22 protein-coding genes and 3 pseudogenes are annotated in these 20,537 nt (G+C 65.6%); 11 read left to right on the forward strand and 14 right to left on the reverse strand.

Going from position 1 to position 20,537, the window contains the following annotated elements; translation table 11 throughout:
- Nucleotides 1-271: 271 nt before the first annotated feature.
- Nucleotides 272-934: a (4Fe-4S)-binding protein gene (locus RPIT_RS15865; RefSeq protein WP_226996279.1), complete on the reverse strand. Its 663-nt coding sequence runs from the start codon at nucleotides 932-934 to the stop codon at nucleotides 272-274.
- Nucleotides 935-1,018: 84 nt separating this feature from the next.
- Between RPIT_RS15865 and RPIT_RS14425 the strand changes: the two genes are divergently transcribed.
- The 4 genes from RPIT_RS14425 to RPIT_RS14440 are packed head-to-tail and all read left to right on the forward strand — an operon-like array spanning nucleotide 1,019 to nucleotide 4,157.
- Nucleotides 1,019-1,435, forward strand: coding sequence for a GNAT family acetyltransferase (locus tag RPIT_RS14425; protein WP_093665023.1), 417 nt, complete (start codon nucleotides 1,019-1,021; stop codon nucleotides 1,433-1,435).
- Between the two features lie 40 nt (nucleotides 1,436-1,475).
- Entirely contained in the window at nucleotides 1,476-2,144 is a 669-nt protein-coding gene (locus tag RPIT_RS14430; protein WP_077344082.1) for an SIMPL domain-containing protein, read from the forward strand.
- 35 nt (nucleotides 2,145-2,179) lie between these two features.
- Nucleotides 2,180-2,509 carry a plasmid stabilization protein gene (locus tag RPIT_RS14435; protein ID WP_077344083.1) on the forward strand — a complete coding sequence of 110 codons (330 nt, stop codon included), beginning with the start codon at nucleotides 2,180-2,182 and terminating at the stop codon, nucleotides 2,507-2,509.
- Between the two features lie 43 nt (nucleotides 2,510-2,552).
- Nucleotides 2,553-4,157: a cation:proton antiporter domain-containing protein gene (locus tag RPIT_RS14440; RefSeq protein ID WP_077344084.1), complete on the forward strand. Its 1,605-nt coding sequence runs from the start codon at nucleotides 2,553-2,555 to the stop codon at nucleotides 4,155-4,157.
- A 599-nt stretch (nucleotides 4,158-4,756) separates the two neighbouring features.
- Here the strand turns inward: RPIT_RS14440 and RPIT_RS14445 are convergent.
- From RPIT_RS14445 to RPIT_RS14465, 5 genes and pseudogenes are all read right to left on the reverse strand, one after another.
- On the reverse strand, nucleotides 4,757-5,434 hold the full coding sequence (locus RPIT_RS14445; protein ID WP_077344085.1) for an SDR family NAD(P)-dependent oxidoreductase: 678 nt from the start codon (nucleotides 5,432-5,434) through the stop codon (nucleotides 4,757-4,759).
- Nucleotides 5,434-6,435, reverse strand: coding sequence for a lactonase family protein (locus RPIT_RS14450; protein ID WP_077344086.1), 1,002 nt, complete (start codon nucleotides 6,433-6,435; stop codon nucleotides 5,434-5,436). Before RPIT_RS14450 ends, RPIT_RS14445 begins: the two co-directional genes overlap by 1 nt.
- Before the next feature lie 54 nt (nucleotides 6,436-6,489).
- Complete coding sequence (locus RPIT_RS14455; RefSeq protein WP_077344087.1) at nucleotides 6,490-7,632, reverse strand: calcium/sodium antiporter; 1,143 nt, start codon at nucleotides 7,630-7,632, stop codon at nucleotides 6,490-6,492.
- Nucleotides 7,633-7,672: 40 nt separating this feature from the next.
- The gene (locus RPIT_RS14460; RefSeq protein ID WP_077344088.1) at nucleotides 7,673-8,536 is read right to left on the reverse strand and encodes a potassium channel family protein; all 864 of its coding nucleotides are present in this window, start codon (nucleotides 8,534-8,536) and stop codon (nucleotides 7,673-7,675) included.
- 238 nt (nucleotides 8,537-8,774) lie between these two features.
- A pseudogene (locus tag RPIT_RS14465) lies at nucleotides 8,775-9,527 on the reverse strand (DUF4158 domain-containing protein); the annotation flags it as partial.
- A 125-nt stretch (nucleotides 9,528-9,652) separates the two neighbouring features.
- Between RPIT_RS14465 and RPIT_RS14470 the strand changes: the two are divergent.
- From RPIT_RS14470 to RPIT_RS14480, 3 genes are read left to right on the forward strand one after another with little or no spacing between them, the layout of a single operon-like run.
- A complete protein-coding gene (locus RPIT_RS14470) occupies nucleotides 9,653-10,321 on the forward strand; it encodes a recombinase family protein (protein WP_023434504.1) in 669 nt (222 codons plus the stop codon).
- An 11-nt stretch (nucleotides 10,322-10,332) separates the two neighbouring features.
- Entirely contained in the window at nucleotides 10,333-11,136 is an 804-nt protein-coding gene (gene aph(3'')-Ib / locus RPIT_RS14475; protein WP_001082319.1) for an aminoglycoside O-phosphotransferase APH(3'')-Ib, read from the forward strand.
- The gene (locus RPIT_RS14480) at nucleotides 11,136-11,972 is read left to right on the forward strand and encodes an aminoglycoside O-phosphotransferase APH(6)-Id (RefSeq protein WP_000480968.1); all 837 of its coding nucleotides are present in this window, start codon (nucleotides 11,136-11,138) and stop codon (nucleotides 11,970-11,972) included. The genes aph(3'')-Ib and RPIT_RS14480 overlap by 1 nt, the downstream gene beginning before the upstream one ends.
- A 106-nt stretch (nucleotides 11,973-12,078) precedes the next feature.
- Here RPIT_RS14480 and RPIT_RS15285 read toward each other — a convergent pair whose 3' ends face one another.
- The 7 genes from RPIT_RS15285 to RPIT_RS14520 all read right to left on the reverse strand — a co-directional run bounded on the left by RPIT_RS15285 (nucleotide 12,079) and on the right by RPIT_RS14520 (nucleotide 15,408).
- Entirely contained in the window at nucleotides 12,079-12,264 is a 186-nt protein-coding gene (locus tag RPIT_RS15285) for a hypothetical protein (RefSeq protein ID WP_064846211.1), read from the reverse strand.
- Nucleotides 12,264-12,629 carry a hypothetical protein gene (locus tag RPIT_RS14495; RefSeq protein WP_064846210.1) on the reverse strand — a complete coding sequence of 122 codons (366 nt, stop codon included), beginning with the start codon at nucleotides 12,627-12,629 and terminating at the stop codon, nucleotides 12,264-12,266. The genes RPIT_RS15285 and RPIT_RS14495 overlap by 1 nt, the downstream gene beginning before the upstream one ends.
- A gap of 13 nt (nucleotides 12,630-12,642) precedes the next feature.
- The gene (locus RPIT_RS15145) at nucleotides 12,643-13,038 is read right to left on the reverse strand and encodes a ParB family protein (RefSeq protein ID WP_143028277.1); all 396 of its coding nucleotides are present in this window, start codon (nucleotides 13,036-13,038) and stop codon (nucleotides 12,643-12,645) included.
- Nucleotides 13,031-13,822, reverse strand: coding sequence for a ParA family protein (locus RPIT_RS14505; protein ID WP_064846209.1), 792 nt, complete (start codon nucleotides 13,820-13,822; stop codon nucleotides 13,031-13,033). Before RPIT_RS14505 ends, RPIT_RS15145 begins: the two co-directional genes overlap by 8 nt.
- An 88-nt stretch (nucleotides 13,823-13,910) precedes the next feature.
- Entirely contained in the window at nucleotides 13,911-14,270 is a 360-nt protein-coding gene (locus RPIT_RS14510) for a single-stranded DNA-binding protein (RefSeq protein WP_077344090.1), read from the reverse strand.
- Nucleotides 14,271-14,359: 89 nt separating this feature from the next.
- A complete protein-coding gene (locus RPIT_RS14515) occupies nucleotides 14,360-14,602 on the reverse strand; it encodes a thermonuclease family protein (RefSeq protein WP_077344091.1) in 243 nt (80 codons plus the stop codon).
- 5 nt (nucleotides 14,603-14,607) lie between these two features.
- Nucleotides 14,608-15,408 carry a recombinase family protein gene (locus RPIT_RS14520; RefSeq protein ID WP_077344092.1) on the reverse strand — a complete coding sequence of 267 codons (801 nt, stop codon included), beginning with the start codon at nucleotides 15,406-15,408 and terminating at the stop codon, nucleotides 14,608-14,610.
- Between the two features lie 183 nt (nucleotides 15,409-15,591).
- On the opposite strand from RPIT_RS14520, the pseudogene RPIT_RS14525 reads away from it, so the two are divergent.
- A pseudogene (locus RPIT_RS14525) lies at nucleotides 15,592-15,792 on the forward strand (IS256 family transposase); the annotation flags it as partial.
- 37 nt (nucleotides 15,793-15,829) lie between these two features.
- Here the strand turns inward: RPIT_RS14525 and intI1 are convergent.
- Nucleotides 15,830-16,651 (reverse strand): annotated as a pseudogene (intI1, locus tag RPIT_RS14530) (class 1 integron integrase IntI1); the annotation flags it as partial.
- 101 nt (nucleotides 16,652-16,752) lie between these two features.
- Between intI1 and sul1 the strand changes: the two are divergent.
- The 3 genes from sul1 (at nucleotide 16,753) to RPIT_RS14560 (ending at nucleotide 20,488) form a co-directional block, all read left to right on the forward strand.
- The gene (gene sul1, locus RPIT_RS14540; RefSeq protein WP_031966051.1) at nucleotides 16,753-17,604 is read left to right on the forward strand and encodes a sulfonamide-resistant dihydropteroate synthase Sul1; all 852 of its coding nucleotides are present in this window, start codon (nucleotides 16,753-16,755) and stop codon (nucleotides 17,602-17,604) included.
- Nucleotides 17,605-17,731: 127 nt separating this feature from the next.
- Nucleotides 17,732-18,232 carry a GNAT family N-acetyltransferase gene (locus RPIT_RS14550; RefSeq protein WP_000376623.1) on the forward strand — a complete coding sequence of 167 codons (501 nt, stop codon included), beginning with the start codon at nucleotides 17,732-17,734 and terminating at the stop codon, nucleotides 18,230-18,232.
- Nucleotides 18,233-18,595: 363 nt separating this feature from the next.
- A complete protein-coding gene (locus tag RPIT_RS14560) occupies nucleotides 18,596-20,488 on the forward strand; it encodes an alpha/beta fold hydrolase (RefSeq protein WP_077344094.1) in 1,893 nt (630 codons plus the stop codon).
- The last annotated feature ends 49 nt before the right edge of the window (nucleotides 20,489-20,537 follow it).

Consider the following 20,537-nt stretch of genomic DNA (forward strand, 5'->3'; position numbering starts at 1 on the left):
GGCCCTTGTGGCCGGGGGCGGTGGTGGACGACGAGGTCGTGACCCTTCGACGGACGTTCCTCGCGCAGGCGCTCGTCACTGCTCAGGGACCACCCTTCGACGGACGGGCTGCTCGCTGCGCTCGCCGGCCCTGCTCAGGGATCAACCAAGGTCCCTGAGCTTGTCGAAGGGTTACGGCCGTCTCTGTGGCCGCCCCCCTCATGGTCCGGGGCGGCGGTAGGTGGCTGGGGCGCTCGCCGGCCCTGCTCAGGGAGCGATTCCTCGCGCCGGGTCAGCCGGCGGACGCGTCGTCGTCGGGGGCGTCGGGGGCGAGGATCTGGAGAGCGCCGGTGGGGCAGTTGAACACCGTCGTGCGCAGGCGCTCCGCGTCCGCCGGCGACTCAGCCGCCTCAGGGTTGATCCAGGGGCGCTTGGAGGTGTCGAAGACCTCCGGCATGTTTCGCACGCACTGCCCGTTGTGGTTGCACAGTGCCGAGTCGAACGTGACATCGACCAGCTGGCCCCGGTAGCGCTTGCGGCCGTGGGTGGGGGTATCGCGGTCGGACGCGGGCCGAGCGACGGCGACCGCCCCGATCGCCGTGCCTCGGTCGTCGTGCAGCATCGCGAAGGTCATGTCGATGTAGACCGTGCCACCGTCGGCGCGCAGTGACTTGGTCCGCCGCGCCGCGCCGTCGGAGGCTAGGGCGCCGCGCTCCATGGCGGAGGTGAAACCCCGATGGTGCCCGTCACGGAGCCGGGGCGGGATCATGAAGTCGACGTCGCGGCCGACCGCGTACTCCTTGGTGAACCCGAACAGGTCGACGCACGCCCGGTTCCATGCACGCACCAGGCCTTCGCCGTCGATCACGATGATGGCGTCGGTGGCGCTGTCGAGCGCCCAGCCCGCCACCTCACCCGACAGCACACCGTCTGCTCCGTCCCAGGTCACCACCATGTCCTCCTCACCTTTCCGGTCACTATTCCGGAGCAACCTCCCGCTGTCCATACCTGGACGGGAAAGCCCTTGTAGCGTGGGGACATGACCCTGCAGATCTCTCCGGTGCGGCCCGACGAGCGCGAGGCCGTCGTCGCACTCTGGAACGACACCGGCCTGACCCGGCCCTGGAACGACCCGCACGCCGATCTCGAACGAGCTCTCCACGGACCGAACTCCACCGTCTTCGCAGCCCGCGAGGGGGACCGGCTCGTGGGTACCGCCATGGTCGGACACGACGGGCACCGCGCCTGGGTGTACTACGTGGCGGCAGCGCCGGAGCGCCGCGGTCAGGGCATCGGACAAGCGCTGATGGCCGCCGCGGAGGGGTGGGCCCGGGAGCGCGACATCCCCAAGCTGCAGTTCATGGTGCGCGACGACAACCAGGACGTCCTCGACTTCTACGCCCATCTGGGCTACGAACGCCAGTCAGTGGTCGTCCTCGGACGTAGGCTCGACTGATCTGGCGTCGTCGATCGTCGGCGCCGAGACGAAGAGGACAATGATGCAGATCACTGTGCAGGGTGAGGCAACAGCCTCGTTCCCGCCTGAGCGGGCCACCGTTCACCTCGAGCTGGGCTTCGAGGGTCCCGACAAGGCCGCCGCGCTCCAGCGCGCCACCCAGCTCGCCAACGAGCTGGGGTCACACCTGGAGCGGCTCGCCCAGATGACCCCCTCGCCGACGACGTGGTCGGCGATCCTCCCGATCGGCACGCGCAGTTGGCGGCCGCACTCCAACGACGGCGCCGTCCTACCGCTCCGATACGCCGCCTCGTGCCGGGCGAAGGTCAAGTTCAGCGACTTCCGCGCGCTCGCCCAGTTCATCGACCAGTGGGGCGGCGTCGACGGCGTCTCCGTTCGGCAGGTCGAGTGGACGCTGACGGAGCGGGCGAAGCGCAAGGAGGAGGAAGCTGTTCTGGCGCGTGCGGTCGAGGTGGCCAGGGCGCGTGCTCAGACGATCGCCACCGCGGCTGGGTCAGGGCAGGTGCGGGTCATCGACATCGCTGACCCCGGGCTGCTCGGCCAGGGGCTCGTCGCTCAGGAGAGCCATGGCAGCGCAGCGATGATGCGCTCGCTCTACGACGGGGGTGCGCAGGGCGACGGCGTGGACCTCCGGCCCGAAGATGTCGACCTCGTGGCCCGGGTGCACGCGAGGTTCACCACGGACTGAGTGGTCGTCGGCCGGCAACGAACAAGGAGGAAGACATGCCCGAGGCCTGGAGTGAGAAGCGGGAGCGCCAGTACGAGCACATCAAGGAGGGTCTGCTCGACCGCGGCGAGGACGAGGACACCGCTGAAGAGATCGCGGCCCGCACTGTCAACAAGGAGCGTGCCCGCGCGGGCGAGTCGGAGGAGGCGAGCCGCTCGTCCCTGGACGACATCTCGTCGGGGCGGCGAGGCGGACTGCGCTCCCACAAGGGCGCCCAGGGGCGTACGCGAGACCAGCTGTACAACGAGGCGCGGCAGATGGGGATCGAGGGGCGGTCCAAGATGAACAAGGCCGAACTGCAACGCGCGGTGGACGCCAAGAAGTAGTCGCGGGGTCCGGAGCCAGACCCCCGCAGAGTAGCCTGACGCCATGGAGTCGGCGCTGACTTTCCTGGTGGCCGCTTTTCTCGGCGGCGCTGCGGCTGCTGCGCTCAGACTCCCCGCCCTCGTCGGCTTCCTTGCGGCTGGCTTCGTCGTCAATGCCCTCGGGATCGAGGCGCCGGTGTGGTTGGGCTGGGTGGCGGACCTCGGGGTGACGCTGTTGCTGTTCAGCATCGGGCTGAAACTCGACCTCCGCACGCTGCTGCGCCGCCACGTCTGGGTGACGACAGGCCTGCACTTGCTGCTGTTCAGCCTCTTGTCGGCGTTGCTCATCGGAGCGTTCGCCCTCGTCGGGCTGGCCTTCGACCGCGACCCCGAGGCCATCGCGCTGGTGGGGTTCGGGTTGTCGTTCTCCAGCACGGTGTTCGTCGTCAAGCACCTGGAGGAGTTCGACGACGAACGCTCGCTCTACGGCCGGGCTTCGATCGGCATCCTCCTCCTGCAGGACATCGCCGCGGTGGTGTTCATCGTGCTGGTGACGGGGGTGCACCCGAGCTGGTGGGCGCTGGCTCTCCTCGTGATCCCCCTCTCCATGCCGTTGGTAAGGCGGCTCTGGGCGTGGATGGGCGACGGCGAGCTGCAGCTCCTCTTCGGCTTGGCGATGGCCTTCGTCCCGGGCTACTGGGCGTTTGAGGCGGTGGGCCTGCACGGTGGGCTGGGCGCCCTCATCGTCGGGCTTCTTCTGGCCAGCGCCCCGCAGGCTACTGCTCTGTCCAATGCTCTGTCCAAAGCGCTTCTGGGGTTGAAGGACGTGCTGCTGGTCGGGTTCTTCCTCTCCATCGGGTTCACCGGCGTTCCGACGCTCAGCGAGCTCGCGGCCGCGGTCCTCCTCCTGGCGTTGCTGCCGCTCAAGGGTCTGCTCTTCGTGGTGCTGTTCCGGTGGTCGCGGCTGCGCAACCGCACCTCGGCGTTCGCCGGCGTCACGCTCAGCAACTACTCGGAGTTCGCGCTCATCGTGGGTGCCGTGGGGGTGGAGCAGGGGCTGCTGGATTCGAGGTGGCTGGTGGCGCTGTCGCTGGCGGTCGCGCTCAGCTTCGTCCTCGGCGCCGTCACGGGTAGACGATCGCCGTCGTTGCCGGCCTGGATCGCGGAGAAGTTCCCCAACAGGGCCGAGGAGAAACTGCTCTATGAGGACCGGCACATCGACATCGGGCACTGCAACGCCGTCGTGCTCGGCATGGGGCGCGTCGGGCGGGGCGCGTTCGATCGGCTCTGCTCGGTGGGCGGCATCAACGTCGTCGGGATCGAGTCCGACCCCTTCAAGGTGGCCGACCTCGGCCGTCGCGGCTGCCGAGTGATCGAGGGCGACGCCACCGACGGTGAGTTCTGGGTGCGGGTGCGGCAGACCGGCCATGTGGAACTGGCCATCCTCGCCCTACCTAACCACGAGGCCAACGTTGCCGCGCTGGCGGAACTCCGGAAGACCCACTTCGCCGGGGTGAGCGCAGTCATCACCCGCCGTGACCATGAGATCGAGGACGCGCTCGGCCTCGGCGCCGATGCGGCGCTGTCGCTCTATTCCGGTGCCGGCGTCCAGCTGGCCGATGAGGCACTCGCGATCTGGGAGGACGTCGAGGGCGAGGGCACCGACTGACTGCGGCCATCCCGTCTGCCCGGGTAGTGAGCGAGGTACGGCCGATCTTCACCGTCTCCCCGGGTAGTGAGCGAGGTACGGCCGATCTTCACCGTCTCCCCGGGTAGTGAGCGAGGTACGGCCGATCTACACCGTCTCCCCGAGTGGTGAGCGAGGTACGGCCGATCTACACCGTCTCCCCGAGTAGCGAGCGAGGTACGAGCGAGCGTATCGAGGGGCGTCCCGTGAGGCTCCGCTGACGTTGGGAGAGCGGCCAGGTTGCGAGCCCTTCGATACACGGCCGCTCGTCCCTCGCGGCCGCTACTCAGCTTTCGGCCGTGCCCGGCACCGTGGGTGAGGGAAGGTTGTCTTCCAGGTGAGGGGGACGTGGTGGGCCGGCCGCTCGTTGCTCGCGGCCGCTACTCAGGGGGACGTGGGTGGGCCGGCCGCTCTTCCCTCGCGGCCGCTACTCAGCTTCCCCGCCGTTACGGCACCGTGGGTGAGGGAAGGCAGCGCGTCCGAAAGGTGCCGTTCAGCGACATGTACGACCACTATGGTCGCGCGTGTCGCCAAACTGACCCCTTCAGAGTGGGTAAAGAAGCCCCACTTCCAGATGAGCGTCAGCCGCGGACGTCGGTGACCGGGGAGGTGCCGAAGTCCGGCGACTCGATCAGCCGCAGGATCTTGGCCGCCGCGTCGTCGGGCGAGCTGAGCGCCCCCGACTCCTTGTAGCCGATGAACGTGTCGCGCAGCGGGAAACCCTCGGTCTCACGGATCGAGGCCTGCATGTCGGTGTCGACGATGCCGGGAGCGACGGAGGCCGCCCGGACGCCGTCGATGCCCTCTTCGGCGAGCGCCAGCGCGTGCATGTCGACCGCCGCCTTCGTCGCGCAGTACACGCTCCAGGTGGGGTAGGGGTGCCGTCCGGCGCCGCTGGAAATGTGCACGACGCGCACCGGCACCCCGGCCGGGCGGTGCCGGACGACGGCGTCGGTCAGGACGAGCGGCGCTGTGACGTTGAGGGTGACCGCCTCACTGATGGCGTCGGGCGACTGAGCCCCCACCTCCGCCACGGGCCCGACCGTGCCGGCGTTGTTGACCAGGACGACGTCGGTGGCCTCGGCAAGGAACTGCTCCAGCGTTCCCCTCCCCAGCCACGTGCTGAGCGCGTCCACCGACGACAGGTCAACGCCGTCGGCGCGGGACAGGCCGAGCACATCCCAACCGGCTTCGCGCAGCTGCCGGGCCAGCGCCTCGCCGAGGCCGCGGCTGCTACCGGTCACGATCGCCTTGCGCATCAGAGCACCCGCACCCAGTTGGCCCCGGCCCCGATACCCACGCGGCTGACCTGCTCGAGCGACCCGTCGTCGTGGATGGCGAACAGGCTCGCGAAAGTGGACCGCTCCCCAACGCTGATGAGGAACTCGCCGTCGGGGGTCACCGCGAACCCGCGGGGCTGCTGCTCGACCCTGGTGTGCGCGAGGACGTCGCCGAGCTCGCCGTCGGGTCCCACCTCGACGGTGGCGATGGTGGAGGTGGTGCGCTCGGACGTGAAGAGGAACCGGCCGCCGCGGTGGAGGTCGGCGCCCCAGATGAGGTGTTCCTCCATGGGGTCGGCGCCGTAGCGGCTGCGGCTCAATCCGGCGTCGGGGTCGACGACGATGGTGCGCTGCTCCTCGCTGAGGCCGCCATTGTCGCCGCGGCTGTAGCGGATCACCTCGCCGGAGAACTCGGTCAGCAGATACACGTGCTGACCGTCCACGATGAGGTGTCGCGGGCCGCTTCCGGCCGGAGCGTTCACCGCGCCCGGGGAGAGCGGCTTCAGCTCCCCGTCTTCGAGCCGGAACTGCGCCACGAGGTCGTCTCCGAGCGAGGGTGCGTAGACGTTGTCGTCTGCGGCGACGATCGCGTGCAGGTTGGCGTACTCGAAGCGGGAGTGCGGCTCGCCGAGCCCCTCGCCGTCGACGGGCCAGGCCTCGCCGAACCCGTCGTGGTAGCTGGCGCCGAGCAGGCTTGTGCCGTCAGGGGTCAGCGCCAGGTACGCCAAGGGGGCGTCGACGGGGCGGCGGGAGAGCTCGGTGAGCTCGCCGCTCTCCCGGTCCAGGCGCAGCACAGCAATGGATGGATCCTTGGTGGCGGCGAACACCAGGTCGCGCTCTGGGTCGATCGCGAACGTGCTGCAGCCCTTGACGTCGCCCGAAGTGGCGAGCACCTCGAGGCGGGGGTTGGGCTCCCGGTTGATCGCGAGCGTGCTGATGGTGCCGTCTCCGGCGTTGGCGATGAGAACGAGTCGGGTCATAGATCCACGCTAGCCGCTCGGACCGCGGGGAGAAACGGTTCGGGCACGAGAGCGTCAGCCACCCAGCTCGTCGCCGCGCTTCGCCTGCCGCCGCCCGGCGTGGACCCCCAGCTCGTACCCGACCGTCGCCACCAAGGTGATCACCACCAGCGGCAACAGGAACAGCACCAGCACCAGCGTGAAACCCTCGAGCGAATCGTGGCCGATCGCATCGAGCACGAGGTACGCCGTATACGCGCCGTACAGCAGCAGAAACATGGCCCCCTCCCAGCGCGCCACAGTGAAGCCGGTGAGCACCACCGGGGACAGCGCCACGGCAACGGCGAGCATGAGGGGAATGTCCAGCGCCAAGGCGGCGGGCGGCACCGGAAGACCGTTGCCGGAGATGAGCGCAGGGACGCCGAGCACCAGACCGATGTTGGCGATGTTGGAGCCGACGATGTTGCCGACGGCCATATCGCGCTCCCCGCGGACCGCGGCGATGAGCGATGTGGCCAGCTCCGGCAGCGACGTACCGAGAGCCACCACCGTGAGCCCGATGACCAGCTCGCTCACACCCAACGCTTCGGCAATCGACACGGCGCCGTCGACGAGCTGGCCGGCACCGAGCACCAGCAATCCCACTCCGATCGCGAGGAATGCAGCCGACAGAAGTACCCCCGGCCTCCGTCGCCCTGTGCCCGCCTCGTCTGACGGTTGCTCGCTGTCGTCCATCGTCTGGCCGGGATGATCGTCCGCCTCGGGCGAGCGACGGGAGACCCAGACGGTGACTACCGTGTGCACCGCCATCAACGCCAGCAGTAAGGTCCCGTCGGCGAGTGAGATGCGGCCATCGAGCGACACCAACAGGAGTACCACAGTCATGCCCACCATCACCGGCACATCGAGGCGTACCAACTGCTGGCGCACGGCGAGTGGCAGCACCAGGGCCGACAGACCCAGGATGACCAGAATGTTGACGATGTTGGATCCGACGACGTTGCCGACCGCCAGGTCGGGTTGACCGTTCAGGGTCGCGCCGACGCTGACGGCGAGCTCAGGTGCAGAGGTTGCCAGGGCGACTACCGTGAGGCCCACCACCAGCGAGCTGATCCCCGCGCGTTTCGCCAGATCGGAGGCGCCGCGGACCAGCAGTTCGCCGCCGCCCACCAGAAGGACGAGACCGAGCACGATTCGGCCCACGTCGAGGAGGTTCATACCGAGAAATCTAGCGCGGCCGAACCCTCGCTCGGACTGATCAGCGGCTGTGCTCCGTGCGGTAGGCGTCGAGCGTAGAGGCGACCGCGCCGTCGGTGTCGACGAATTCGCTGGCCAGGAGGTGGGCGAACTGCTCCAGCGCCACGCGCAGCTGCTGACCGCCGTCGCGCACGGAAACGTCCTGCGCGGCCAACGCGGCGTCCCGTAGCGCGAGGGCCTGGTCGAGTTGGAGCGAGAGCGCCATGTTCGGCTCGGTCTCCTGGAAGTAGAACTGCTCCGTGTGGTGGGCGAAGTCGGTGCGGACCTCCAGGATGCTGCGCGCAAGGCCGCTCAGCGTGGCGTGTGCAGCTGACGGGTGCCAATCGACGAGGTGGCCGGCCGCGTCCGTCTCGGCGAGCGTGCGCAGCTCCATCGCCAAGGCCCGGCGGCGGACGAGCGGTCCCTCGATCTGGGAGAACCACGTGAGGGCGGCGGTCAGCACGGCGAACCCGGCGAGCGCTTCAAGGGGCGGTGCGAACCGTAGCCAGGGACCGATGCCGACCACGTCGCCGAACCCGAGCGTCGCGATGGACACGAGCGAGAGGTACAGGGCTTCGGCGAAGTCCGGGTACCGAGAGGGGTCGATCCCCGGCGAGTAGAGGAAGCCGTCGGGAACGTACGGGACGTAGATCAACGCGCCGGCCGTCACCATCAGGACCACCCACAAGGCGATGGAGGACACCATGGCCAACGGTCCCGTCGCCGATCCCAGCGGATGTCCGAGTCTCTTCGAGGCCCTCCAGATGAGGCGCATGAATGGGGCGCTCAGCCAGCCGTCACCGCTCGGGTACAGCAGGGTTTGGAACATGTCGAGCAGCACCGCGGCCATAGCCACCAGCCCCACGATCACCCAGACCAAGCTCACCCGTGCCTCCCTCCCCGGCGCTCCGAGCCTAGCCCGCAGAGCGCGGTCGGGGGCGGCACCGAGGAATCGCGCCTGCACCGGATCGGCTCTGTGCCGATTCGGACGAGACGGTCGGGGGCCGCGCTATCGTCGGGAGACACTCACGTTGTCACAGCGACAATGTCGGAAGGAGAATCATGACCGACGACCAGATTGACGAGCGCGACAAGGACTTCGACGGCGTCGAGGACGCGGACTCGATGACATGGGCAGGAACGCCGGCAAGCAGATCCTCGGGGAGATCGACGCGTTGCAGATATTCGAGCCGGTCGAGCAGCCGGTTGGCCGACGAAGAGTTCGAGCCAGGCTCGAACTGGCGCAGCCACACAAAACGGGTCACCCGATCATCAGCCGTCTCCTCGAGCAATGCCAGCAACTGTTCTCGGATCGACATAGGCAGACGAATGGCGATCCTCGTCTCGATGCGTCGCTCGGCATCGACGAGAGCCGCGGCACAAAGCCGCTCGATCGTGGATGTCGCGGGAAGGACAGTGCGGGTGCGTCGGCACTCGGCTACGAAGCGACGGGCGATATCCTCGTTCGACACCGCCATCTCGGCTTCTCGGAACAACCATTCCTTCAGCTCGCTCGCACCACGTCCGGAGAAGGTGCGGAAGCCGTAGAGCCCCCGTAACTCGGCAAGATGCTCGTGCCGTGTTTCCTCGCGGGCAGCATAGTCTACGAGATCGTCGGCACCCAGGCCAAGCTGCGCTCCGATAAATTCGATGACCTCTGCAGGGATCAGTTCGCCTGGAGCCAGCACCCGGCCGGGATAGCGCAGGACACACAATTGCAGGGCGAAGCCGAACCTGTTGTGAGCGCGCCGACGCAGCCTGATATGCCCAAGGTCTTCATCACTCAGCGTATAGTGCTTGAGCAAATCCGTCTGTGAAGTCGGCAAGCGCAACAGCGCGTCTTTCTGCCGATCGGTTAGAGTGACGCGACGCGGCATACATGTTCCTTTTTCAAAATCTGATAGCGTTCAAGACGCTTTGTTTATGAAGCTGGTTGAGATACATTTCCAGAGGTCAATGCAATCGTGGCCGAAGCGCCGCCTCAAACCAACGTTTGTGATACATGCTGATCGGATATGCCCGCGTCTCCAAAGCCGATGGCTCGCAGTCTCTCGACCTGCAGCACGACACCTTGCGCGCCGCAGGTGTCGAACGGGACAATATCTATGATGATCTTGCTTCCGGCGGTCGTGATGATCGCCCTGGCTTGACTGCCTGCCTCAAGTCATTGCGTGACGGCGATGTGCTGGTGGTCTGGAAGCTCGATCGCCTCGGACGATCGCTTGCCCATCTGGTCAACACGGTGAAGGAGCTGTCAGACCGCAAGATCGGCCTGCGGGTTCTGACTGGAAAGGGCGCTCAGATCGACACCACGACTGCGTCCGGTCGCATGGTGTTCGGAATCTTCGCCACCTTGGCCGAGTTCGAGCGGGATCTGATCCGAGAGCGCACCATGGCGGGTCTCGCCTCCGCGAGAGCGCGCGGTCGCAAGGGCGGACGAAAATTCGCGCTCACCAAAGCTCAGGTGCGTCTCGCGCAAGCCGCCATGGCCCAGCGCGATACTTCAGTTTCCGATCTCTGCAAGGAACTCGGCATCGAGCGCGTCACTCTCTACCGATATGTCGGTCCCAAAGGCGAGCTCAGAGACCATGGAAAGCATGTTCTCGGACTTACGTCGCAACTCGTTTCTTTTCGCAAGTTGAGCCACCTCCGCGCTTCATCAGAAAACTGAAGGAACCTCCATTGAATCGAACTAATATTTTTTTTGGTGAATCGCATTCTGACTGGTTGCCTGTCAGAGGCGGAGAATCTGGTGATTTTGTTTTTCGACGTGGTGACGGGCATGCCTTCGCGAAAATCGCACCTGCTTCCCGCCGCGGTGAGCTCGCTGGAGAGCGTGACCGCCTCATTTGGCTCAAAGGTCGAGGTGTGGCTTGCCCCGAGGTCATCAACTGGCAGGAGGAACAGGAGGGTGCATGCTTGGTGATAACGGCAATTCCGGGAGTACCGGCGGCTGATCTGTCTGGAGCGGATTTGCTCAAAGCGTGGCCGTCAATGGGGCAGCAACTTGGCGCTGTTCACAGCCTATCGGTTGATCAATGTCCGTTTGAGCGCAGGCTGTCGCGAATGTTCGGACGCGCCGTTGATGTGGTGTCCCGCAATGCCGTCAATCCCGACTTCTTACCGGACGAGGACAAGAGTACGCCGCAGCTCGATCTTTTGGCTCGTGTCGAACGAGAGCTACCGGTGCGGCTCGACCAAGAGCGCACCGATATGGTTGTTTGCCATGGTGATCCCTGCATGCCGAACTTCATGGTGGACCCTAAAACTCTTCAATGCACGGGTCTGATCGACCTTGGGCGGCTCGGAACAGCAGATCGCTATGCCGATTTGGCACTCATGATTGCTAACGCCGAAGAGAACTGGGCAGCGCCAGATGAAGCAGAGCGCGCCTTCGCTGTCCTATTCAATGTATTGGGGATCGAAGCCCCCGACCGCGAACGCCTTGCCTTCTATCTGCGATTGGACCCTCTGACTTGGGGTTGATGTTCATGCCGCCTGTTTTTCCTGCTCATTGGCACGTTTCGCAACCTGTTCTCATTGCGGACACCTTTTCCAGCCTCGTTTGGAAAGTTTCATTGCCAGACGGGACTCCTGCAATCGTCAAGGGATTGAAACCTATAGAAGACATTGCTGATGAACTGCGCGGGGCCGACTATCTGGTATGGCGCAATGGGAGGGGAGCAGTCCGGTTGCTCGGTCGTGAGAACAATCTGATGTTGCTCGAATATGCCGGGGAGCGAATGCTCTCTCACATCGTTGCCGAGCACGGCGACTACCAGGCGACCGAAATTGCAGCGGAACTAATGGCGAAGCTGTATGCCGCATCTGAGGAACCCCTGCCTTCTGCCCTTCTCCCGATCCGGGATCGCTTTGCAGCTTTGTTTCAGCGGGCGCGCGATGATCAAAACGCAGGTTGTCAAACTGACTACGTCCACGCGGCGATTATAGCCGATCAAATGATGAGCAATGCCTCGGAACTGCGTGGGCTACATGGCGATCTGCATCATGAAAACATCATGTTCTCCAGTCGCGGCTGGCTGGTGATAGATCCCGTCGGTCTGGTCGGTGAAGTGGGCTTTGGCGCCGCCAATATGTTCTACGATCCGGCTGACAGAGACGACCTTTGTCTCGATCCTAGACGCATTGCACAGATGGCGGACGCATTCTCTCGTGCGCTGGACGTCGATCCGCGTCGCCTGCTCGACCAGGCGTACGCTTATGGGTGCCTTTCCGCAGCTTGGAACGCGGATGGAGAAGAGGAGCAACGCGATCTAGCTATCGCGGCCGCGATCAAGCAGGTGCGACAGACGTCATACTAGATATCAAGCGACTTCTCCTATCCCCTGGGAACACATCAATCTCACCGGAGAATATCGCTGGCCAAAGCCTTAGCGTAGGATTCCGCCCCTTCCCGCAAACGACCCCTCATATCGTGGCGAAGCCGAGCAGCGCGAAGGCTAACGTGACGGCCGCTCCCCCGAGCATCAACGGTTTCTCAGCTCGGGCCAGCGGGCCTTCGGTGATCTGCTTACGGCGGATCAGCCATGATGCAACGAACATGGCGATGCCTACGACGATCCCGACGTAGTAGATGATCTGTAGCGCGCTCATCAGCTCTCCTGCGGCTCCTGATACCAACGCACGACGCCGTTATGGCTGTGTGCCCGGCCAACGTGGCTCGATGCGAGCCTGAGCATGTTTGCTGCGGTTGTCAGCTCGTCAGCGGCCGCATGGGCGCTGCCGGTGCCGTCGCCGTCTTCGCCGTTGTAGTGCGTGCCGTCCTCGGTGCGGCTGTGCCACTTGCCGAGCTGGTCGATCACCTGCGCCAAATGGTCGATGGTTGCGCCCAGCTCACCGAGCAGTCGGTATGAGTCGATCGGGTGCGGTACAGCTCGAGTTGAGTGCGCGAGCGTGCGCGCCAGCTCTTCGACCTCGGCGGCGATTTCGAGCTGCCGCTGTTCCTCGTTGATTGCCATTGTGGTTACTCCCCTACTCCATCGGGCGGCCGGGTGACAGGCTGTGCGCGGGTGCGCCCTCGAACGGTCGGCCGCCGTTCAGTTCGGCTTCGAGCCGCACTACCTGGTCAAGGATCGCTTCGAGCTGGAAGTCAGAGAGTGACCGATACGGCCGCCCTGCGTTCCTCGCTGCGATGAACGCTGCGCGGATGCGTTCGCTGTCCTCTGGTGCGGCGTAATAGCCCATCTTCGTGCGGGTGCCAGGCTTCGAGCTGGCGGCCGCCACGGTGCGCTTTGGCGCAGCGGGCGCGGCCGCTGCGGGTGCTGCACTCTCAGGGGCCGGCTTCTCTGGCTCGACGCGGCCGCTCGTCGGCGCTACGGGCGACAGGCCGCTGAGCTGCGAGCGTCGGCGTTCGGGTTTCTTAGACATGAGCAGTTCCCTTCTTGAGCTGGTCAATGTGTGCGGCGTAGATCGCGGCAAGCTCGCGCGCCTGCGCGTCGCCCTCGTCTAGGCCTCGGGCCGTTTCGGTGGCATCTGCGATTGCCTGCCGCTTCGGTACGGGTGGGGTGAGAATCGGGAGCTGCGCAGCTTCGGCGGCTGCCGTCAGCTCGTCGGCCCAGTGGCCTCCGGCGAGTGTGTGCGCTTCGTGGGCGTTGAGCACGAGTCCGGCGACTGTGAGCCGCGGGTTGTAGTGCTCGCGCACCAGGCTCACGGTGTTCATCAGCTTCGCCAGGCCGTTGACGCTCCACAGCTTCGACTGTGAGACGATCACGACGGCGTCGGCTGCCGTGAGTGCGCTGATCGTCAACGGGTCGATAGCGGGGCCACAGTCGATGAGCACCAGGTCATATTCGGTCTGGATCGCGGCGAGCTGCGCGCGCAGCCGCGATTCGCGGCCTGGCTCCGATGAGATAACGAGTTCGTTGCGCACGTCGGCCAGGTTGTCGCCCACGGTCGGCGCGACCGTGAGGCCTTCCCAGATACCGGGCACGAGCACGTCGGCCAGGGTGTCGCTGCTGCGGCTGCTGAGTGCGTCGGCCACTCCAACGTCGCCCTCTTGCATGTCTTCGGTGAGAACGCTGGTGATGTTGCCCTGCGGGTCGGCGTCGATCACGAGCACGCGCTGTCCGTCGAGGATCGCGGCGCGGGCGTGGTGGTAGACGGTGGTGGACTTCCCCACTCCGCCTTTCTGGTTGCAGTACGCGAGAATCATGGTGCCCTTCTTTCAGGTCTAATGGTACTAATACCCCTATTGGGGGCAGATAGTGGGCTGCGCTCTGGCAGCCCACTATCTCGGCAGCCTAGTTACGGCGCTCGACGGTGACGGTCTGGCCGCGCAGGCTCACGGTGATTTCTGCATCGTTCACCTTGCGCACGGTGCGGGTCACTCCCTCGTCGTTCGTGTAGGTGTCCAGCACCTCTTCGCCCGCGACGTTCACACGCACGTTCCCGCAACGCTCAGCCAGGTCGCACAGCGCCTCGGCGTCGGCTCCCCAGACTGCAACGTCGTAGCCCTCGGTGCCGCCGTCCTCGAACTCGCCGCCCTTGTTCACGCGATCCGTGCGGATCACGCGGGCAAAGGTGTAGGGGCGGCCGTTCTTGTCAGTGCGCAGCTCGGGCGCCTTGGCCAGGTTCCCGGTGAAGTTGATGTAGCTGGTCATGATGTTTCCTCTCGGTTTGATTTCGGGGTTATGGGGTTTATAGGTCTATTGTACCTAATAGGTCTAGTTGTGTCTATGGTTTCGGCGGATTATCCGGTGCAGCTCCCCCACATTCCCAGCGCGTCGGCCTGCGCTGTGTGCTCAGCGTCGCGGTGCTCGGCCTGGCCGATGTAGGGCGCATCGTAGGTGTACTCGTGCGCGGCTCCTGCTTCGAGCAGCACGACGGCTGCGCTCTGCCCGTCGATGTAGACGTGGCGCAGCAGTCGGCCGTAGCGGTCGGTGTCGTCCTGGGTAGGATCGGCGCGCAGCTCGACTGTCTGCCCGTAAACCATCGTGTTCAGCTCGCCAGCTCGTCATCGGGGAGGGCCGCCAGGATTTGCGGCAGGCTCTGCGTTCGATACGGCGGCGGCGGCAGGTCGGCGGCCGGGCCGTCGCCATCGAGGAACGCGGGGCCTTCTTCCTGGCGTTCATCATCGACGGCCGCCAGGGCGTCGGCTTCGCTCAATGCGTCCTCGGCGAACGCACCACGTCGGCGGGCCTCGGTCTTTGTCACTTCCTCGCCACGCGCCAGCGCCCGGTAAAGGGTCGAACGATGCACGGCCAGCAGCTCGGCCGCTTCCTTCACCGTCCGGCCGTCACGGTCGATCAGCTCGCGGGCGTGCTCGATCTGCGCCGGGGTGAGGGTAGGGCGCGGGCCGAACTTCACGCCTCGGGCCTTGGCCGCTTCCCGGCCGTTCCTGGTGCGGTCGATGATTAGGGAACGCTCGAACTCGGCGATGCCGGCAAACACGGTCAGAACCATGCGGCCGGCCGGGGTGGTGGTGTCGGCCCACGGCTCGGCCAGGCTGCGCAAACCCGCGCCGACCGCCTGGATACGCTCGGCAATGTCCAGCAGGTCGCGGGTGCTGCGGGCCAGGCGGTCAAGCCTGGTCACAGTCACAACATCGCCAGGGCGCAAGTGATCGAGCACGCGGGCCAGCTCGGGCCTGTCGCGCCTGGTGCCGGTGATCTTCTCGGCAAAGATGCGCGTGCAGCCTGCGGCGTGCAGCTCGGCGCGTTGGTTGGTCAAGTCCTGGTCGTCGGTGCTGACGCGGGCATATCCCAGCAGCAGGCCAGCGGCGGCGCTCTTGTCTTTCATGGCGTAATGTCTCCGGTTCTAGTCGCAAGTATTCTATTTCATGCAACTAAAACACGCGACAAAAAACGCCAGGGAAAGGGCAGGGTGGTGTCGTTTTCAGAAGACGGCTGCACTGAACGTCAGAAGCCGACTGCACTATAGCAGCGGAGGGGTTGGATCCATCAGGCAACGACGGGCTGCTGCCGGCCATCAGCGGACGCAGGGAGGACTTTCCGCAACCGGGAAGCGATCATCCGCCTCGTCGGCGCTGTCTTGGCCGAGCAGACCGATGAGTGGGCAGAAGGGCGCCGCTACCTCGGCCTCGACGTCCTCGCACGATGCCGACTCAGCACCATCACCAACGCCGTTGAGGAGGTGACCGAACCCCTCGCCCTCACCGCCTAGACGAAGGAACCGCTACACCACTCCACTGGACTTGACCGGCGGGCTTCGTGATGCCTGCTTGTTCTACGGCACGTTTGAAGGCGCGCTGAAAGGTCTGGTCATACATGTGATGGCGACGCACGACACCGCTCCGTGGATCGGTCGAATGCGTGTGCTGCGCAAAAACCCAGAACCACGGCCAGGAATGCCCGGCGCGCGGATACTTCCGCTCAAGGGCGTCGGGAAGCGCAACGCCGCTGCGGCCCTCGGCCTGGTCCTTCAGCCACCATGCCCGTGCACGCGACAGCTGCTCGCGCAGGCTGGGTGCCAAGCTCTCGGGTAACATCAAGGCCCGATCCTTGGAGCCCTTGCCCTCCCGCACGATGATCGTGCCGTGATCGAAATCCAGATCCTTGACCCGCAGTTGCAAACCCTCACTGATCCGCATGCCCGTTCCATACAGAAGCTGGGCGAACAAACGATGCTCGCCTTCCAGAAAACCGAGGATGCGAACCACTTCATCCGGGGTCAGCACCACCGGCAAGCGCCGCGACGGCCGAGGTCTTCCGATCTCCTGAAGCCAGGGCAGATCCGTGCACAGCACCTTGCCGTAGAAGAACAGCAAGGCCGCCAATGCCTGACGATGCGTGGAGACCGAAACCTTGCGCTCGTTCGCCAGCCAGGACAGAAATGCCTCGACTTCGCTGCTGCCCAAGGTTGCCGGGTGACGCACACCGTGGAAACGGATGAAGGCACGAACCCAGTGGACATAAGCCTGTTCGGTTCGTAAACTGTAATGCAAGTAGCGTATGCGCTCACGCAACTGGTCCAGAACCTTGACCGAACGCAGCGGTGGTAACGGCGCAGTGGCGGTTTTCATGGCTTGTTATGACTGTTTTTTTGTACAGTCTATGCCTCGGGCATCCAAGCAGCAAGCGCGTTACGCCGTGGGTCGATGTTTGATGTTATGGAGCAGCAACGATGTTACGCAGCAGGGTGACGGTGTTCGGCATTCTGAATCTCACCGAGGACTCCTTCTTCGATGAGAGCCGGCGGCTAGACCCCGCCGGCGCTGTCACCGCGGCGATCGAAATGCTGCGAGTCGGATCAGACGTCGTGGATGTCGGACCGGCCGCCAGCCATCCGGACGCGAGGCCTGTATCGCCGGCCGATGAGATCAGACGTATTGCGCCGCTCTTAGACGCCCTGTCCGATCAGATGCACCGTGTTTCAATCGACAGCTTCCAACCGGAAACCCAGCGCTATGCGCTCAAGCGCGGCGTGGGCTACCTGAACGATATCCAAGGATTTCCTGACCCTGCGCTCTATCCCGATATTGCTGAGGCGGACTGCAGGCTGGTGGTTATGCACTCAGCGCAGCGGGATGGCATCGCCACCCGCACCGGTCACCTTCGACCCGAAGACGCGCTCGACGAGATTGTGCGGTTCTTCGAGGCGCGGGTTTCCGCCTTGCGACGGAGCGGGGTCGCTGCCGACCGGCTCATCCTCGATCCGGGGATGGGATTTTTCTTGAGCCCCGCACCGGAAACATCGCTGCACGTGCTGTCGAACCTTCAAAAGCTGAAGTCGGCGTTGGGGCTTCCGCTATTGGTCTCGGTGTCGCGGAAATCCTTCTTGGGCGCCACCGTTGGCCTTCCTGTAAAGGATCTGGGTCCAGCGAGCCTTGCGGCGGAACTTCACGCGATCGGCAATGGCGCTGACTACGTCCGCACCCACGCGCCTGGAGATCTGCGAAGCGCAATCACCATCTCGGAAACCCTCGCGAAATTTCGCAGTCGCGACGCCAGAGACCGAGGGTTAGATCATGCCTAGCATTCACCTTCCGGCCGCCCGCTAGCGGACCCTGGTCAGGTTCCGCGAAGGTGGGCGCAGACATGCTGGGCTCGTCAGGATCAAACTGCACTATGAGGCGGCGGTTCATACCGCGCCAGGGGAGCGAATGGACAGCGAGGAGCCTCCGAACGTTCGGGTCGCCTGCTCGGGTGATATCGACGAGGTTGTGCGGCTGATGCACGACGCTGCGGCGTGGATGTCCGCCAAGGGAACGCCCGCCTGGGACGTCGCGCGGATCGACCGGACATTCGCGGAGACCTTCGTCCTGAGATCCGAGCTCCTAGTCGCGAGTTGCAGCGACGGCATCGTCGGCTGTTGCACCTTGTCGGCCGAGGATCCCGAGTTCTGGCCCGACGCCCTCAAGGGGGAGGCCGCATATCTGCACAAGCTCGCGGTGCGACGGACACATGCGGGCCGGGGTGTCAGCTCCGCGCTGATCGAGGCTTGCCGCCATGCCGCGCGAACGCAGGGGTGCGCCAAGCTGCGGCTCGACTGCCACCCGAACCTGCGTGGCCTATACGAGCGGCTCGGATTCACCCACGTCGACACTTTCAATCCCGGCTGGGATCCAACCTTCATCGCAGAACGCCTAGAACTCGAAATCTAACGTCCGTTCGGGCATCGAGGTCCATGTCGGGGTGGGACGGGCCCGTGGCTTCAAGATCACTTGCAGTCCGACCGCGATGTCTTGGTTGCGCGAGAGGTTGTCGATATCCTCCACTTCCATCATCAACCCTGGATAATGCCGCCGCCGTCATCGCCGCCGACGCCCGTGCCGGGCTTTTCGGGCCTGTCAGGCTTGCTCGGCCTTCAGCCTGCCTGGGCGAGATCTCCGGCGGACGGATTAACGGCGGAGCTTCGCCGCCTTTCGTGCGTGTGAAGGCCGAAGATAGTTCTCTCAAAAACATCCGTTTATGAGAGATACCAAATGTCATTTTCAGAAGACGACTGCACCAGTTGATTGGGCGTAATGGCTGTTGTGCAGCCAGCTCACGGCGAGCGCGCCACCTCCCGCTACACGCGCTCCGTGGAGGGCGAGGCGGCCTCCGGCTTCCTGCCCGATGGGTCGCTGCTGTTCACCTCGAAGCGCGACGTCCCCGCTTCGGGGGAGGAACCGCCCAAGAAGAGCACCACGGCTCTGTGGTGCCTGCCCGCCGGAGGTGGGGAGGCGTACGTGCTGGCGCGCCGCGATGGCGGCTGGGGTGACGTGCTCACCAGCCCTGAGAGCGACACGGTGGTCGTGGGTGTCCTCATGCACGCCGGGGTCGACGGCGAAGAGGCCGACGCCGAGCTGCGGGAGAAGCGGACAAAGAAGAAGATCAATGCGATCCTGCACTCCGGCCATCCCGTGCGGTACTGGGACCACGACCTCGGCCCCGAGTCGACCCGTCTCAAGGTGGCGAGCCTCGGCGGCACCGAGGGCGAGCGCACGCTCGAGGACCTGCGGGACCTGACCGGCGACGTCGGCCGCGCGGTGCGGGGAGCTACCCTCTCGCGCGATGGGCGGAGCCTCGCCGTCGAGTGGGGGGTCGCCGGATCGCGCGGCGAGACGACGACCCAGCTGGAGTTGATCGACGTGGCGAGCGGTCAGCGGCGCACGGTCGCGGTGGATCCCGGCTACGAGTTCGGCAGCCCCGTGTTCAGCGACGATTCGCGGACCCTGGTGTGCGTGCGTTCCGCCCGCTCGACGGCCGAACGCGCCCCCCGGCCGACCCTGTGGATCATCGACGTGGCCTCCGGGCACGGTCGCCCGCTGGCGGAGGACTGGGACCGGTGGCCGTCTCCCGTGGCGTTCTCCCCGGACGGCAGCACGGTCTACGCGCTGGCCGACGAGGATGGCGCGTGCCCCGTGTTCGCCGTCGACGTGGCCAGCGGCGACGTGCGGCGGCTGACGGGCGACGGCGCGCACTCGTCGGTGGTGCGGAGCCCCGACGGCTCCCGGCTCTATGCGCTGCGCACCTCCTACGCGCACCCGGGCGAGGTCGTCGCGATCGATGCAGCGTCCGGTGCCACGGTCGTGCTGCCGTCACCGGTCGAGTACCCCGAGGTGCCCGGCCGCCTGGAACGCGTCGAGACCGCCGCCTCCGACGGGACGAGGGTCGCGGGCTGGCTGGTGTTGCCCGAGGGCACCTCCGCGAAGCAGCCGGCCGAGCTCACGCTGTGGGTGCACGGTGGTCCGCTCAACTCGTGGAACGCGTGGTCGTGGCGCTGGTGTCCCTGGCTCCTGGCGTCCCGCGGCCAGGCGGTGCTGTTGCCCGATCCAGCGCTCTCCACCGGTTACGGACAGAGCTTCATCCAGCGGGGCTGGGGACGGTGGGGGGCGGAGCCGTTCACCGACGTCATGGCGCTCACCGACGCCGTCGAGGCCCGCGACGACATCCGCGACGATTCGACCGTGATGATGGGCGGATCCTTCGGTGGCTACATGGCCAACTGGATCGCCACGCAGACCGGCCGCTTCAAGGCGATCGTCAGCCACGCGTCGCTGTGGAACCTCACCAGCTTCGGGCCCACCACTGATGCCCCCTGGTACTGGAGCCGCGAGATGTCGCCGGAGATGATGCGGGCCTACTCTCCCCACCAGTTCGCCGAGCAGATCGTCACTCCGATGCTGGTCATCCACGGCGACAAGGACTACCGGGTGCCGATCGGCGAAGGTCTGGCGCTCTGGTGGGCGCTGGTCAGTAACCACGACGGTGACCCCGCGGACCTGCCGCACCGGTTCCTGTACTTCCCGGACGAGAACCACTGGATCCTCACGCCGCAGCACGCGAAGCTCTGGTACGAGACGGTGCTTGAGTTCGTCGCGGCCCGCCGTGAGGATCGCCCCATGACGCCGATCGACCTGCTGTCCGCCCCCTGAGCCCCCTGAGCTTGTCGAAGGGTTACGGCCGTGAGTGTGGTCGCCGCCC

The sequence above is a fragment of the Tessaracoccus flavus genome (assembly GCF_001997295.1).
Lineage (GTDB): Bacteria > Actinomycetota > Actinomycetes > Propionibacteriales > Propionibacteriaceae > Arachnia > Arachnia flava.

Bases quoted from the DNA above. Each gene is read 5' to 3' on its own strand.
- RPIT_RS15865 (WP_226996279.1), bottom strand. From the start codon at position 934: ATGGTGGTGACCTGGGACGGAGCAGACGGTGTGCTGTCGGGTGAGGTG.
- RPIT_RS14425 (WP_093665023.1), top strand. From the start codon at position 1,019: ATGACCCTGCAGATCTCTCCGGTGCGGCCCGACGAGCGCGAGGCCGTC.
- RPIT_RS14430 (WP_077344082.1), top strand. From the start codon at position 1,476: ATGATGCAGATCACTGTGCAGGGTGAGGCAACAGCCTCGTTCCCGCCT.
- RPIT_RS14435 (WP_077344083.1), top strand. From the start codon at position 2,180: ATGCCCGAGGCCTGGAGTGAGAAGCGGGAGCGCCAGTACGAGCACATC.
- RPIT_RS14440 (WP_077344084.1), top strand. From the start codon at position 2,553: ATGGAGTCGGCGCTGACTTTCCTGGTGGCCGCTTTTCTCGGCGGCGCT.
- RPIT_RS14445 (WP_077344085.1), bottom strand. From the start codon at position 5,434: ATGCGCAAGGCGATCGTGACCGGTAGCAGCCGCGGCCTCGGCGAGGCG.
- RPIT_RS14450 (WP_077344086.1), bottom strand. From the start codon at position 6,435: ATGACCCGACTCGTTCTCATCGCCAACGCCGGAGACGGCACCATCAGC.
- RPIT_RS14455 (WP_077344087.1), bottom strand. From the start codon at position 7,632: ATGAACCTCCTCGACGTGGGCCGAATCGTGCTCGGTCTCGTCCTTCTG.
- RPIT_RS14470 (WP_023434504.1), top strand. From the start codon at position 9,653: ATGCTGATCGGATATGCCCGCGTCTCCAAAGCCGATGGCTCGCAGTCT.
- RPIT_RS14480 (WP_000480968.1), top strand. From the start codon at position 11,136: ATGTTCATGCCGCCTGTTTTTCCTGCTCATTGGCACGTTTCGCAACCT.
- RPIT_RS15285 (WP_064846211.1), bottom strand. From the start codon at position 12,264: ATGAGCGCGCTACAGATCATCTACTACGTCGGGATCGTCGTAGGCATC.
- RPIT_RS14495 (WP_064846210.1), bottom strand. From the start codon at position 12,629: ATGGCAATCAACGAGGAACAGCGGCAGCTCGAAATCGCCGCCGAGGTC.
- RPIT_RS15145 (WP_143028277.1), bottom strand. From the start codon at position 13,038: ATGTCTAAGAAACCCGAACGCCGACGCTCGCAGCTCAGCGGCCTGTCG.
- RPIT_RS14505 (WP_064846209.1), bottom strand. From the start codon at position 13,822: ATGATTCTCGCGTACTGCAACCAGAAAGGCGGAGTGGGGAAGTCCACC.
- RPIT_RS14510 (WP_077344090.1), bottom strand. From the start codon at position 14,270: ATGACCAGCTACATCAACTTCACCGGGAACCTGGCCAAGGCGCCCGAG.
- RPIT_RS14515 (WP_077344091.1), bottom strand. From the start codon at position 14,602: ATGGTTTACGGGCAGACAGTCGAGCTGCGCGCCGATCCTACCCAGGAC.
- RPIT_RS14520 (WP_077344092.1), bottom strand. From the start codon at position 15,408: ATGAAAGACAAGAGCGCCGCCGCTGGCCTGCTGCTGGGATATGCCCGC.
- sul1 (WP_031966051.1), top strand. From the start codon at position 16,753: ATGTTACGCAGCAGGGTGACGGTGTTCGGCATTCTGAATCTCACCGAG.
- RPIT_RS14550 (WP_000376623.1), top strand. From the start codon at position 17,732: ATGGACAGCGAGGAGCCTCCGAACGTTCGGGTCGCCTGCTCGGGTGAT.
- RPIT_RS14560 (WP_077344094.1), top strand. From the start codon at position 18,596: ATGGCTGTTGTGCAGCCAGCTCACGGCGAGCGCGCCACCTCCCGCTAC.